The following is a 13565-nucleotide window of genomic DNA, read 5'->3' as shown; positions in this document are numbered from 1 at the left end:
CTTTCAGCAAGCAAAGATCGTGGCGAGTGATCTTTTTTGTGCTGATTAGGCGTCTCCTATCCAGGTGTCCTTCATCCAGTCATTGCCGATCGCTGTCTTCAGGCGTAAGCGACCTGTGGAGAGTTTGTCTGTCGCTCGCTTGGCGTCGTAGTGGAAGTAGTGCTGCTCGACGTATTGCATTGACGTATCGCAGTTGGCACAGAGAGTTGCCAGTGGCACCCCACGCTCCAATGACAGCGTGATGAAGGTGTGGCGGAAGGAATACCAGGAGAGGGTTTTCCCTGAGTGGATGTCGATCTTCCTGAGGTTGTTGGAGTCGTCTTCAGCCCACTGAGCAAGACCTGCTTCGACCATCGCTTCGAAGAGACCATCTCTCCAAAGGCGATCGCTAAAGGGTTTCCCCGTCTTCCTGTTGGTGAAGAGCAGATCGCTCTTGGACTTGGGTTGCGCGATCTTCTTCATTTGATCCAGGTGCGCCACCACTGGTGCTGAAAACTCATACCAACGACCTGTCTTGGTGTTTTCGGCAGGCACCTCGATCAAGCACCAAACCTTCTGGTCTTCAGCACTGAGGGTCGGGTTTGCACTTACGTGTGACCACCTCATCTGACGTAGAGATCCGATTCGGATGCCTGATTCCATTGAGATCCGCATCGCGAGGTAGAGCATTTGCCTGTGCTCAAGCTGTTGCCTCGCTCGAGGCGACTGCTTGGTGCCTTTTCCCTTATTGACGCTGAAGAGGGTGTCCCGAAGGATCGGTCGCTTGCTGTCTTTGCCCTGGTTGGGACCTTTCGTGATCGGGTGAAAGCCCAAGGGTTTGCCGTCCTGGTCGTATCTGCTTACACCCTTGCTCCAATAAAGCCGCGCTGACTTCTCGAGTTGCACCCACTCCTGAGCAGTGAAGGCAGAGCGTCGATACGACTCCCCTTTGGACGCCTTTGCTCTTGCTGAAGGGAGATCAGGGAGTTGCCCACGATCGATGAAACCCTCGCTCAGGGCGATTTCCCTCCACATCCGACCGATGGTCGATAACTCGTTGTTGATGGTCCCTGGTCTGGGAAGTTTCCTGCCTTGCTTATCCAGGGCATCGGTCTGCTCCTGACGCCACAACTCATACGTTTCCAGGTGACCTCGGCGAAGGGTATGGACCTGTTTCCCCGACCCACCTCCACCTGGACGGCAGCAGTAGTCCAGGTAGTGCTGACACTGAGTCCTGATCAGTCGATACCTCGCTGCAGTGATGCCCTCGTGGGGACGAGATGAGATCCGACGCTCTTCCTTCTCCAGAAAGGAAACGACCATCTCGCGAAGGGTCAGGACGTTGACCTCTTCACCACGATCCGTCTTGGATCTGAGCTCAACGTATTTCTCGAATGCCAACTCCAGGGCGTCTTCCCTACCTGCTGGCGTCGGATTAGGGATGGACCCATTGGGTTTCTTTAGTAAAAAGCGATGCCGCTTCCCTCTCTCCTTATTCAGGAAGTAGAGACACCACTTGCCGTGACGCTGCCCATCTCTGAAGACATAAGCGTTGTGAGCACGCCCGTATTGGAGATCGCACCGATCCAAAACCTTCGTGTTGGCAGCGGTGCTTTTGCTCACGCCTTGCTTACGCCTGAGGAGGCAGATCCCAGTGATGGTGGGAAAACCAAGATCTGCTCACACTTTGATCACGGCCACTTTATCTGGAGAAAACCCTGTTGACGAATCAAATACCTAGATACGTATCCATTAACGCCGACTACACCACCTGAAGTTTCTGTTTTGAATCCCTGTCACAATCCGAGTCTTCGTCAGACCCATCCGTGGACAAGACCAGCTCCCCTGACGCTCCTGTTGAGGCGAAGGCACGTTTCTGGTTGGGGCCCCTGGTGGCTGGTTGTTGTTTCGCCCTTGGTTACGGCATCACCGAGCGGGTGCTGACACTGCAGACCAATGCTGAGGACCCTGTTCCTGAGGCCTTCACACCGCTTGCGTTTCCAGGGGATTCCCTGCAGGAGATTCGGGCTCGGTTCAGTGACGATGATTCGTCCCTGCAAGTGGATGTCACAGCCCTAGAAGCTGCCGAGGCTGCAAGCCGCCCGGTCAAGCCAGCGGTCAAGGAGACTCCCAAACCCGCTGTGGCCCTGCAGACGCCCGAACCTCCGGTCTGGACAGCCCCCGCCTGGTCGGACCCCCAAACCATCGTCCCCGAGCTTGACGACAGCAACGCCGATTCCCTGGTGCTTCCTGAGGAGTCCATTGAGGTGATGCCGGCTGTTGTTGTTCCAGACGGTGATTCACCGGTGTTGGTGGCTGAGCCGGAACCTTTGGTGCTGCCCCCCGGCGCGGAAGCCTTTTTCGAAGTCATTGAGCCCATGACCCCGCCTCAGCCCTGATCTCCGGTTGGATCTGCCACAGTTGAAGCTGTCTGCAATCGGTCCATGGGCTCGTCGGAGGCCTTGATTCGCGCCACGGTGAACCGCATCAGTGCGCGCCTTGGTCACGGCTTTGCGGACGCTGCAGCGGAGTTGGCGGTGCTAGCGCAAGACGCCCCGCAACGGCTGCGCCAGGAATGGGATCTGTTTCAGGACGAGGTGCGTGCCGAAGCGGAACGGATTGAACGGGGTGATCAGGTCACGGTGAGCACAGATGGGGCGTCGGCCTCGGAACCGTCGGACAACCCACAGGCGGTGATCGATCGTCTTCGGGCCACGGTGGCTGATCTGAGCCAAGCGATCGAGGCACGCCCCTGATGCTCGGCCTGCTGCGAGCGCTCCGCATCTGGCGCGCTGTCCTGACGCTGCTGCTGCTGCTTTGGTGGGATGGCCAGTCCTGGACCTACCGCGGCGGTGTCACCGTCGAGCGTCGTGGCCGCCGTCAGCAACAGCGAGCCCGTTGGTTGACGTCTGAGTTGCTGTCTCTGGGCTCCGCCTTCATCAAGCTGGGGCAACTGCTCTCCGCCCGCCCAGACATCCTCCCCGCGGGCTGGGTGGCCGAGCTGGCAGCGCTGCAAGACAGCGTTCCGGCCTTCAGTTTTGATCAGGTGCAGACCGTGCTCGAGCGAGAGCTGGGGCCGCGCTGTGCCGAGGTGATCGATCTGGATCCCGAACCCTTGGGTGCAGCCTCGCTGGCCCAGGTGCATCGCGCCAGCCTGCGCAGTGGCCGGCAGGTGGTGCTCAAGGTGCAGCGCCCTGGGCTCGATCGCCTGTTTCGCCTTGATCTGGAGGTGATGCAGCAGGTGGCAGCTGTGCTGCAACGCAATCCCAGTTGGGGGCGTGGTCGGGATTGGCCGGCGATGGCACGGGAATGTCGACGTGTGCTGCTGCGTGAGCTCGATTTCCGCGTTGAGGCGCAGTACGCCGCTCGTTTTCGTCAGCAATTTCTGGATGACGAACGCATCAGAATCCCCGGTGTGGTCTGGGAGTTGAGCACGCGCCGTGTGCTGTGCCTCGACTACCTGCCCGGTATCAAGGTCAACGACCGTGAGGCGTTGCTCGAAGCCGGCGTTGATCCGGCCGCGGTGGCTGAGGTGGGTGCAGCCAGTTATCTCAAGCAGTTGGTGAGGTTTGGTTTCTTCCATGCCGACCCCCATCCCGGCAACCTCGCCGTGGCGAGTGATGGAGCGCTCATCTACTACGACTTCGGGATGATGGGGTTGTTGTCGGACGGCCTGCGTCGACGTCTGGGAGCCATGGTTCGCGCTGCTGCTGCGAGGGATTCAGCGGCATTGGTGGAGGAGATGCAGGCGGCCGGTGTGATCTCTGGCGGCATTGATGTGGGTCCGGTGCGCCGACTCGTGCGGCTGATGCTGCAGGAGGCCCTCACCCCACCCTTCACGGCCAACGTGATCGACAAACTCTCCGGCGATCTCTACGACCTGGTCTATGGCCAGCCCTTTCGTCTGCCAGTTGAGCTGATCTTCGTGATGCGGGCGTTGTCCACCTTCGAGGGTGTTGGCCGCAGCCTTGATCCCGCTTTTAGCTTGGTGGCGATCGCCAAGCCTTATCTCCTTCCACTCATGACCTCCAGCGGCTCCGGCAGCAACGATCTGTTCAACGAACTCGGCCGTCAGGTCGGGGCCCTCAGCAGCCGCGCTGCGGCCTTCCCGCGGCGCTTGGATGAAAGTCTGGAACGTCTGGAGCAGGGGGATCTTCAGCTCCAGGTGCGGCTGGGCGAATCGGACCGTCAGTTCCGCCGGATGGCCCTGGCCCAGCAATCAATCGGCCAATCTGTGTTGCTCGGATGCCTGGCTTTGGCCACCGCCATTGTGGGTGCCAGTGCCCGCCCGCTCTGGTCACTTCTTCCCGCTGCTGCTGCCGTGCCGGTGGGCTTGGGCTGGTTCCGAATGCAGGTCAAGATCCGTCGTGATCAACGGTTGGAGCAGTTGCCCGGTTCCAACCGTTGAACGTTCGTCGGAGGCCTGAGATCAGGCCTTGCCGCGGGGGCCCTGGCCAACAGCACCGGCGTAGACGGCCTGGTTGCCCAGCTCGTCTTCGATGCGAAGCAGCTGGTTGTACTTAGCGACCCGCTCGCTGCGGCTGAGGGAGCCGGTCTTGATCTGTCCGGCGCGGGTGGCGACGGAGAGGTCGGCGATGGTGGTGTCTTCGGTTTCGCCACTGCGGTGGCTGATCACGCTGGTGTAACCGGATCGGCCTGCCAGGTCGATGGCCTGGAGGGTTTCGGTGAGCGAACCGATCTGGTTCACCTTGATCAGGATTGAGTTGGCCGTGGCGCTGTCGATGCCCTGTTGAAGCCGCTTGGTGTTGGTCACGAACAGGTCGTCACCCACCAGCTGCACCTTGCCGCCGAGGCGCTCGGTCAGCAGTTTCCAGCCATCCCAGTCGTCTTCGGCCAGGCCGTCTTCGATCGAAACGATCGGGAATTTCTCCACCAGTTGCTCGAGTTGGCCCACCATCTCGGCGCTGGTGTAGCTGCCGCCATCGAAGGCATAACGACCGTTCTCGAAGAATTCGGTGCTGGCCACGTCCAGGGCCAGGGAGATCTGTTCGCCGGGCTTGTAGCCGGCCTTGCTGATCGCTTCCACCAGGATTTCGCCGGCTTCCACATTGCCCAGATCCGGCGCGAAGCCGCCTTCGTCGCCCACGGCGGTGCTCATGCCCTTGTCGCTGAGCAGTTTCTTGAGCGTGTGGAACACCTCGGTGCCCATCCGCAGGGCTTCGCGGAAGCTCGGAGCGCCGTGGGGCACCAGCATGAATTCCTGGAAGTCCAGGCTGTTGGCGGCATGGGCGCCACCGTTGATCACGTTCATCAACGGCACCGGCAGCAGGTTGGCCATCGGGCCGCCGAGGTAGCGGTAGAGGGGAATCCCCAGCCCATTGGCAGCAGCGCGGGCGGTGGCCATGCTCACCGCCAGGATTGCGTTGGCTCCCAGGTTGGATTTGTTGTCGCTTCCGTCCAGCTCCAGCATCGCGGCATCCACAGCCGCCTGATCCAGGGCGGAAAGGCCGCAGAGGGCTGGTGCGATCCGCTCTTCGATGTGGTTCACGGCCTGGCCAACGCCCTTGCCCATGTAGCGGTCGCCGCCGTCACGCAGTTCGTGGGCTTCGTGGGCACCGGTGCTGGCACCACTGGGAACGATGGCCCGTCCCATGGCACCTCCTTCGAGCAGAACCTCGGCTTCAACCGTGGGGTTGCCGCGGGAATCGAGCACCTCTCGGGCCACGATGGTGTCGATGACGAGGTCGAGGGAATCGATCACGTTGGGACGGACGCTTAACCCGGGGATCTTATGGGTCGCCCCTCTCTCTCGTGTTGTGACGGGTCATACCTGGCCAGAATGACGGCAGGTTCACGCTGCACGACGCTCACCCATGCGGATGCTTCACACCATGCTCCGGGTCGCTGATCTGGAGCGGTCTCTGGGCTTCTACACCGAGGTCCTGGGCATGCAGCTTCTGCGTCGAAAGGATTACCCCAGCGGCCGCTTCACCTTGGCCTTTGTTGGCTATGGGTCGGAGAGCGATCACACGGTCTTGGAACTCACCCACAACTGGGACACCGACAGCTACACCCTGGGTGATGGCTACGGCCACATCGCGCTGGGGGTGGAAGACATTCACAGCACCTGCGCCGGCATTGCCGACAAGGGTGGTCGTGTGGTGCGGGAACCTGGTCCGATGAAGCACGGCACCACCGTCATCGCCTTTGTTGAGGATCCGGATGGCTACAAGGTGGAATTGATCGAGATGTCCTCCAAAGCCCACGCCTGAAGAACCGGATGACTTCATCGCCAGCGTTGAACGGCAGCCTCACCCATGAGCCGGATCGCTTCAGCGACGCGGCCTGGGATCTGCTGCTCAGTGGTCAGGACGTTGCCCGTCGCTGGCGCCATGGGCAGTTGGATGTGGAGCATCTGATTCAGGTGCTGTTCACCGATCCCACCTGCCGCCGCCTGGTGGAGCGCTTGCCTCTCCCCATCGATGCGCTCTTGGATCGCTTGGAGGATGTGCTGGCTGATCAGCCCTCTGGGCGGAGCGATGAGCTCTTCATCGGTGATGACCTGGAACAGCTGCTCGATTCGGCTGATGCCATCCGTCGGCGCTGGAATGGCGACGTCATCGATCTGCCGGAAGTGTTGATGGCCATTGGTGCCGATCCGCGGATTGGCGCTGATCTGTTTGCCGGCTTTGGTTTGTCGGCCGATGCCCTGGAGCAGCTGATCCAACGGGGGATGGAAGACCGGGTTCCTGGCATGACCGTTCCACCCCAGGAGCGCTCGATGCCGCGGGCTCAGCCGGAGGTGCAGCAGGAAGCGCCACGCCATGAACGGGTGGCGCGCGTTCCCTCCTCCTCCCGCGCGGTGCGCGGGCCGGAGCCTGTCGCCGCCCCTGTTACCCCCCAGTCGCCCGCCCCTGAGGCCCCTCTGCAGGAGCCCCCCACGGCCCTGGAGTCCTATGGACGGGATCTCACCGAAGAGGCGGAAGCAGGCAGCCTGGATCCGGTGATCGGTCGTGATTCTGAAATTCGTAACCTGATCAAGGTGCTGTCGCGCCGGAGCAAGAACAATCCGGTGCTCATCGGTGAACCCGGTGTTGGCAAAACAGCGATTGCGGAGCTGCTGGCGCAGCGGATCGTGGCGGGTGAAGTGCCGGAGTCGCTGCAGGGTTTGCGGCTGGTGGCGCTGGACCTCGGGGCTTTGATCGCCGGTGCCAAGTTCCGTGGTCAGTTCGAGGAACGCCTGCGCTCGGTGCTCGAGGAGGTGAGTGGTTCCGATTCCGGTGTGGTGTTGTTCATCGATGAGCTGCACACCGTTGTTGGCAGCGATCGCAGCAGCACCGATGCCGGCAGCCTGCTGAAACCAGCCCTTGCTCGTGGCGATCTGCGCTGCATCGGTGCCACCACGCCGGAGGATTACCGGCTCACGGTGGAAAAGGATCCGGCACTGAACCGCCGCTTCCAGCAGGTGGTGATCCGCGAGCCGGATCTGGAGTTGAGCCTCGAAATTCTGCGCGGCTTGAAGGAGCGCTATGAGCTGCACCACGGCGTCACCATCACCGATGAGGCCATTCAGACCGCCAACCGTCTTGCCGACCGCTACATCAGCGATCGCTGCCTTCCGGACAAAGCCATTGATCTGATCGATGAGGCAGCGGCACAACTGAAAATGGAGGTCACCTCTAAGCCGCAGGTGGTGGAGGAGGCCGAAGCGGATCTACGCCGCGTTGAACTGGCCCTGCTCGCCGCCGAGCAGGCGCCTGAAGCGGAGCGGATTCAGCTCCAACGCAACCGGCTTGAAGTGTCCACGCGGCTTGATGATCTGCGGCGGCGCTGGCAGGAGGAGCGCGGTCAGCTCGAGGAACTCGGCCAGCTGCTCCAGCAGGACGAAGACCTGCGCCATGCCATCGCTGAGGCCGAGCGGGATGGTGATCTGGAGGAAGCGGCTCGCCTCCAGTACGACCAGCTGCATCGGGTGCAGCAGCGCCGGGATGAATTGGAGGCGTCCCAGGCGGAGGCCCAGTCCGCTGGAACGGCTCTGCTGCGCGAGCAGGTGGAGGCTGGTGACATCGCTGATCTGGTGGCCCGTTGGACCGGGATTCCCGTGCAGCGGCTGTTGGCGGGCGAGCGGCGCAAACTCCTGGATCTCGACGCCCATCTCGCCGAACGGGTGATTGGTCAGGGAGAGGCGGTGTCCGCCGTTGCTGCTGCCATCCGCCGGGCCAGGGCTGGCATGAAGGATCCCCGTCGACCGGTGGGTTCCTTCCTGTTCCTGGGGCCGACCGGCGTCGGTAAGACCGAGCTGGCGAAGGCGCTGGCGGGGTCGTTATTCGATGAAGAGGAGGCGCTGGTTCGCCTCGACATGAGCGAGTTCATGGAGCGGAACGCCGTGGCCCGGCTGATCGGTGCTCCTCCGGGCTACGTCGGTTATGAGGAAGGGGGGCAACTCACGGAGGCCGTGCGCCGCCGGCCCTATGCGGTGCTGCTTCTCGATGAAGTGGAGAAGGCCCATCCCGATGTGTTCAACCTGCTGCTGCAGGTGCTGGATGACGGCCGGCTCACCGATTCCCAGGGCCGCACCGTTGATTTCCGCCACACCGTGGTCGTGATGACCAGCAATCTGGCCAGCTCGGCGATCCTTGAACACGCCCGCTCGGGATCCACGGATGAGTCAGCCCTGCAACAGCAGTTGGATGCAGCGCTCTCCAGCCAATTCCGGCCTGAATTCCTCAACCGCATTGATGAGGTGATTCGTTTCCGTCCGTTGGAGGTCTCCGATCTGGTGCGGATTGTTCAGTTGCAACTGAATGATCTCGCTGCTCTGTTGGCTGAGCAGGGCCTTGCTCTGGTCGTGGATGACGCTGTCGCTGAGGCCATGGCCCGTCAGGGCCATGAACCGGAGTACGGGGCGCGGCCGCTGCGTCGGGTGCTGCGCCGCCAGCTGGAAAATCCGCTCTCCACGCTGCTGCTTGAGGAGCGCTTTGCCGGAGCCAGTGGCGTGACGGTACGGCTGGGGGAGGCCGGCACAGATGCCCTGGTGTTCGATCCGGTGGGGGTTTGAGGGCATCCGGTAAGGTGTTTGTTTGGCGAAGTGCCTAACGGCACCGTTGTCAACCTCCGGTCCCATCCCCGTGACCAGCCCCATCTCTGAGGACACCACCACTTCCGACGGCTCAAAAGCCGCTGCCGATTCCACCAAATCCGGTGGTTTTCTGGCGGACACGGTTGATGAGCTGAAACTCGTGGTCTGGCCCAGCCGCCAGCAACTGTTCAGCGAATCCATCGCTGTGATCCTGATGGTCAGCCTTTCGGCCGCCACCATCGCGGCTGTCAGTCGCTTCTTTGGGTGGGCTTCGTCCCAGGTGTTCCGCTGACTCGATATCACCTTTCTCGCCGTGCCCGACGACCTGACCACACCGGACGCCCCTGAGGTGCTTGATCTGCCGGCCCCGAATGAGGGGGAAGACGGCACCTTGCCTGCGGCGGCTGTCGCCAACACGGCCATCGCCCGTTGGTACGCCGTTCAGGTGGCTTCAAGCTGCGAGAAGAAGGTCAAGGCCACTCTGGAGCAGCGGGCCGTCACCCTCGGGGTGAGCAACCGAATTCTCGAAATCGAGATTCCCCAGACCCCTGCCGTCAAGCTGAAGAAGGACGGCACCCGTCAGTCCACAGAGGAGAAGGTGTTCCCCGGTTATGTGCTGGTGCGGATGGTGCTGGACGAGGACACGATGATGGCGGTGCGGAGCACCCCGAACGTGATCAATTTCGTCGGTGCTGAAGACCGGCGCGCCACCGGTAAGGCCCGCGGTCACATCAAGCCCCGTCCCCTCAGCCGCTCTGAGGTGGATCGCATCTTCAAGCGCGCTGCCGAGAAGAAGACCGTCGTTAAGGTGGATCTCACCGAAGGCGATCAGATCCTGGTGACCGCTGGTCCGTTCAAGGACTTCCAGGGCGAGGTGATCGAGGTCTCCGGCGAGCGCAACAAGCTCAAGGCCCTGCTCTCCATCTTCGGTCGCGAGACCCCGGTGGAACTGGAGTTCTCTCAGATAAGCAAACAGAACTGACCTGGCGGCGGCCGTCTCCCTGCGGAGGGCGGCCTTGGGAGTGGGCAACCATTCCGCCGCACCCGACCTGAGGGTCTGGTGATCCGCAGCTGTCCAAACCCCCCAGCCGATGGCCAAGAAAGTCGTAGCTGTGATCAAGCTGGCCCTAGACGCCGGCAAAGCCAACCCCGCGCCGCCGGTGGGCCCTGCCCTCGGTCAGCACGGTGTGAACATCATGATGTTCTGCAAGGAGTACAACGCTCGGACGCAGGACAAAGCCGGTTATGTGATTCCGGTGGAGATCTCGGTCTTCGAAGACCGCAGCTTCACCTTCATCACCAAGACGCCTCCGGCGTCGGTGCTGATCACCAAGGCCGCAAAGATCCAAAAGGGATCCGGTGAGTCCGCCAAGGGCAGTGTTGGATCGATCAGTCGAGCTCAGCTCGAGGAGATCGCCAAGACCAAGCTCCCCGACCTCAACTGCACCAGCGTTGAGTCCGCCATGCGGATCATCGAAGGCACCGCCCGCAACATGGGCGTTTCCATCAGCGACTGACGTCGCTGCATCGCTTCTCCAACCCATACGGGGGAGGCATCCCTGATGTCGTCTGAACCCCAACTCTGAACATGCCCAAAATCTCCAAGCGCCTGGCCAGCCTGGCCGGCAAGATCGAGGACCGTGCCTACGCACCCCTCGAGGCGATTGCCCTGGTCAAGGACAACGCCAATGCGAAATTCGACGAGACGATGGAGGCCCATGTGCGCCTCGGCATCGATCCGAAGTACACCGACCAGCAGCTGCGCACCACCGTGGCTCTGCCCAACGGCACCGGTCAGACCGTGCGCATCGCCGTGGTGACCCGCGGTGAGAAGGTGGCTGAAGCCAAAGCCGCCGGTGCCGAACTCGCCGGTGAAGAAGACCTGGTGGAAAGCATCAGCAAGGGCGAAATGGATTTCGACCTGTTGATTGCCACCCCCGACATGATGCCCAAGGTGGCCAAGTTGGGTCGGGTTCTCGGCCCCCGTGGCCTGATGCCCAACCCCAAGGCCGGCACCGTCACCACGGACCTCGAGGCCGCGATCAAGGAATTCAAGGCCGGCAAACTGGAATTCCGTGCCGACCGCACCGGCATCGTCCACGTCCGTTTCGGCAAGGCCAGCTTCAGTGCCGATGCGCTGCTGCAGAATCTCAAGACCCTGCAGGAAACCATCGACCGCAACAAGCCCAGCGGTGCCAAAGGCCGCTACTGGAAGTCCCTGTATGTGACCTCCACCATGGGCCCTTCCGTTGAAGTCGATTTCTCTGCGTTGCAGGACATCGAGCAGGGGAGCTGATCAGGCTCTCCTCTACACTTAGCGATTGGCGAAAGCCAAATCGGGCACGCGCCCGGCCAGAGACAGCAGGAAGTCCCTGGGCATGACGTCAGTCATTCCCGTTGATGTAATCCCTGCCGAGGCAGACGCGACACGGTTTTGTCCCATTCGGGATTGGATCGGCACGCGGCCTCGTCTTCCTTTCGAAGACTCGATCGGCCGTGTGCCCAGCTTGTTCCTTTGATCCGATCCAATCCCTATGGGCCGCACGCTGGAGAACAAGCAGCAGATCGTCGGAGAGCTCAAAGAGCTTCTCGCCGACGCCGAACTGGCACTTGTCCTTGATTTCAAGGGCCTGTCCATCAAGGAAATGTCTGACCTGCGGGATCGTCTGCGGGCCAGCGACAGCGTTTGCAAGGTGACCAAAAACACCTTGATGCGCCGTGCCATTGATGGTGACAGCAACTGGGCCAGCCTCGATTCCCTGCTGACCGGAACCAACGCCTTTGTCCTGGTGAAGGGCGATGTTGGTGCCGGTGTGAAGGCCGTTCAGACCTTCCAGAAGGAACTCAAGAAGTCCGAGACCAAGGGCGGCCTTTTCGAAGGCAAGCTCCTGTCTCAGGACGAGATCAAAGCCATTGCCGATCTCCCCTCCAAGGAGCAGCTCATGGCTCAGATCGCCGGTGCCATCAACGCCGTGGCCACGAAGGTCGCTGTGGGCATCAACGAGGTTCCCTCTGGTATGGCCAGGGCACTCAAGCAGCACGCCGAAGGCGGCGAAGGCTGATTCGGCCCTGCCGATACCACTGTTCATTGATCTGTTGCTTCCCCTTTCAAAACCATGTCTGCAAAAACCGACGAAATTCTCGAATCGCTGAAATCCCTCTCCCTGCTTGAAGCTTCCGAGCTGGTCAAGCAGATCGAAGAGGCCTTCGGTGTGTCCGCCGCAGCATCTGCTGGTGTTGTGATGGCTGCCCCTGGCGCTGCTGGTGGCGGTGGCGATGCCGCTGAAGAGAAGACCGAATTCGACGTGATCCTCGAAGGCTTCGACGCCTCCGCCAAGATCAAGGTCCTCAAGGCCGTCCGTGAGGCCACCGGTCTGGGTCTGGGCGACGCCAAGGCTCTGGTCGAGGCTGCTCCTAAGGCCGTCAAGGAAGGTGTCTCCAAGGAAGACGCCGAGGCTGCCAAGAAGGCCATCGAAGAAGCAGGCGGCAAGGTCACCCTCAAGTGATCGCCTTGGGAGAGGGCTTGCCCCTCTCCCCCTGTGTTGTTCAGTAACCGGTCCTTTCGAGGGCCTTTTTTTTGTGGTTTTCTTTGGTCAACAAAAAAGCCCCGCCAAAGGCGGGGCCTTTATTGAGAGGAACACGTTCAGGAGTCTGTCCTTGTTTCGACCCTGAAGAGGCGTTCTGCACTCCTCACACAAATTTAAATTAAGGGTGGGGAATCTATTGTCAGCCCCTGTCTGGCCGCCCTTTCAACTGGCACTGTGACGATTGCTCCTCAGCGGCGATAGGGAATCACCTGCAGTCGGATCGGGGCATTGCTGGCCAGGCGTGTGGTGCGTCGTTGTGTGGTTCGCCGCCGTGTTGCTCGTGCTGTTGGCAACGGCGGTGGTGCGATCGGCGGCATCGGCGCCCCAAACCGCTGAAAGCCTGAACGCTGGCCGCGGCTGCTGGCCAGCGCAAGCAGCCGGTTCACCGGGGCTTGATGCGCGAAGTACAGGTGGTTCAGCTGCCGACCCTGATAAACCCGGCGTTCCAAGGCCCAGCCCGGCTCCAGCTGCAGAGCTACAAACCCGTTGGGATCGCGGCGAGCTGGTATCGCGGTCTGACCCACCAGAAGTGGTGCCCGTTGCTGGGGGTCGAGGGCTTCGAGCCTCAGCGATGTGCCGGATGGCTTGAGCCGGAAGCGAAAGCGCGTTCCGAAGTCTTGGCCACCGCTGCGCAGCGAGTAGCCATTGCTGTCCAGGTAGCGCTTGCAGATGCCGCTGAAGTTGAAGCGATTCAGGCTGGGCTCCACCAGTCCGTCCTGGCGTGCCCTCCAGCAACGCGGTTGGGCCTTGATCTGTTCCAGCACCATCAGTTTCCACTGGGTTCTGCCGATGGGTTGGGCCAGCACAGCGAAGCGCTCCTGCGGTACAGGAGCGCTGTCAAACAAGGCCCGTGCTTTGCTCTCCTGCGACAGACCGGCGGCCAGGAACCCCACGGCAGTCAGACCAGCCGCCCGCAGGTAGGTTCGGCTCATCCACGGTGACGCCAGAAACCGTGTTGT

The 13565-nt window shown here is 61.6% G+C and carries 14 protein-coding genes; 11 read left to right on the top strand and 3 right to left on the bottom strand.

From position 1 onward, the window contains the following. Positions 1-45 precede the first annotated feature (45 nt). Entirely contained in the window at positions 46-1602 is a 1557-nt protein-coding gene (locus SynTAK9802_RS11585) for a site-specific integrase (protein WP_186496374.1), read from the bottom strand. A gap of 203 nt (positions 1603-1805) precedes the next feature. Between SynTAK9802_RS11585 and SynTAK9802_RS11580 the strand changes: the two genes are divergently transcribed. Genes SynTAK9802_RS11580 through SynTAK9802_RS11570 form a run of 3 tightly spaced genes read left to right on the top strand, consistent with a single transcriptional unit; the run spans position 1806 to position 4387 of the window. Continuing rightward, positions 1806-2378, top strand: a complete 573-nt coding sequence (locus tag SynTAK9802_RS11580; protein ID WP_186496372.1) for a hypothetical protein — start codon at positions 1806-1808, stop codon at positions 2376-2378. 45 nt (positions 2379-2423) lie between these two features. Further along, positions 2424-2735: a hypothetical protein gene (locus tag SynTAK9802_RS11575; RefSeq protein WP_186496370.1), complete on the top strand. Its 312-nt coding sequence runs from the start codon at positions 2424-2426 to the stop codon at positions 2733-2735. Beyond that, the gene (locus SynTAK9802_RS11570; protein WP_186496367.1) at positions 2735-4387 is read left to right on the top strand and encodes an AarF/ABC1/UbiB kinase family protein; all 1653 of its coding nucleotides are present in this window, start codon (positions 2735-2737) and stop codon (positions 4385-4387) included. Before SynTAK9802_RS11575 ends, SynTAK9802_RS11570 begins: the two co-directional genes overlap by 1 nt. A gap of 21 nt (positions 4388-4408) precedes the next feature. Here SynTAK9802_RS11570 and eno read toward each other — a convergent pair whose 3' ends face one another. After that, a complete protein-coding gene (gene eno, locus SynTAK9802_RS11565; protein WP_186496365.1) occupies positions 4409-5701 on the bottom strand; it encodes a phosphopyruvate hydratase in 1293 nt (430 codons plus the stop codon). A gap of 112 nt (positions 5702-5813) precedes the next feature. Between eno and gloA the strand changes: the two genes are divergently transcribed. From gloA to rplL, 8 genes are all read left to right on the top strand, one after another. Continuing rightward, positions 5814-6212 carry a lactoylglutathione lyase gene (gene gloA / locus SynTAK9802_RS11560; protein WP_006851276.1) on the top strand — a complete coding sequence of 133 codons (399 nt, stop codon included), beginning with the start codon at positions 5814-5816 and terminating at the stop codon, positions 6210-6212. Between the two features lie 8 nt (positions 6213-6220). After that, positions 6221-8998 carry an AAA family ATPase gene (locus SynTAK9802_RS11555; RefSeq protein ID WP_186496363.1) on the top strand — a complete coding sequence of 926 codons (2778 nt, stop codon included), beginning with the start codon at positions 6221-6223 and terminating at the stop codon, positions 8996-8998. Positions 8999-9068: 70 nt separating this feature from the next. Continuing rightward, positions 9069-9311, top strand: coding sequence for a preprotein translocase subunit SecE (secE, locus tag SynTAK9802_RS11550; RefSeq protein WP_006850159.1), 243 nt, complete (start codon positions 9069-9071; stop codon positions 9309-9311). A 21-nt stretch (positions 9312-9332) separates the two neighbouring features. Next, entirely contained in the window at positions 9333-10001 is a 669-nt protein-coding gene (nusG, locus tag SynTAK9802_RS11545) for a transcription termination/antitermination protein NusG (protein ID WP_114987676.1), read from the top strand. 109 nt (positions 10002-10110) lie between these two features. After that, the gene (gene rplK / locus SynTAK9802_RS11540) at positions 10111-10536 is read left to right on the top strand and encodes a 50S ribosomal protein L11 (RefSeq protein ID WP_006851160.1); all 426 of its coding nucleotides are present in this window, start codon (positions 10111-10113) and stop codon (positions 10534-10536) included. Positions 10537-10607: 71 nt separating this feature from the next. After that, complete coding sequence (rplA, locus tag SynTAK9802_RS11535) at positions 10608-11315, top strand: 50S ribosomal protein L1 (RefSeq protein ID WP_038552494.1); 708 nt, start codon at positions 10608-10610, stop codon at positions 11313-11315. Between the two features lie 238 nt (positions 11316-11553). After that, positions 11554-12081, top strand: a complete 528-nt coding sequence (gene rplJ, locus SynTAK9802_RS11530) for a 50S ribosomal protein L10 (protein ID WP_006851480.1) — start codon at positions 11554-11556, stop codon at positions 12079-12081. Positions 12082-12135: 54 nt separating this feature from the next. After that, positions 12136-12525 carry a 50S ribosomal protein L7/L12 gene (gene rplL, locus SynTAK9802_RS11525; protein WP_114987674.1) on the top strand — a complete coding sequence of 130 codons (390 nt, stop codon included), beginning with the start codon at positions 12136-12138 and terminating at the stop codon, positions 12523-12525. Positions 12526-12794: 269 nt separating this feature from the next. On the opposite strand, the gene SynTAK9802_RS11520 is transcribed toward rplL, so the two are convergent. Continuing rightward, positions 12795-13538 carry a DUF3747 domain-containing protein gene (locus SynTAK9802_RS11520; protein WP_186496361.1) on the bottom strand — a complete coding sequence of 248 codons (744 nt, stop codon included), beginning with the start codon at positions 13536-13538 and terminating at the stop codon, positions 12795-12797. Positions 13539-13565: the final 27 nt, after the last annotated feature.

This window comes from Synechococcus sp. TAK9802 (genome assembly GCF_014279535.1).
Classification (GTDB): Bacteria; Cyanobacteriota; Cyanobacteriia; order PCC-6307; family Cyanobiaceae; genus Parasynechococcus.
This window is presented reverse-complemented; position numbering and strand designations above follow the sequence as displayed.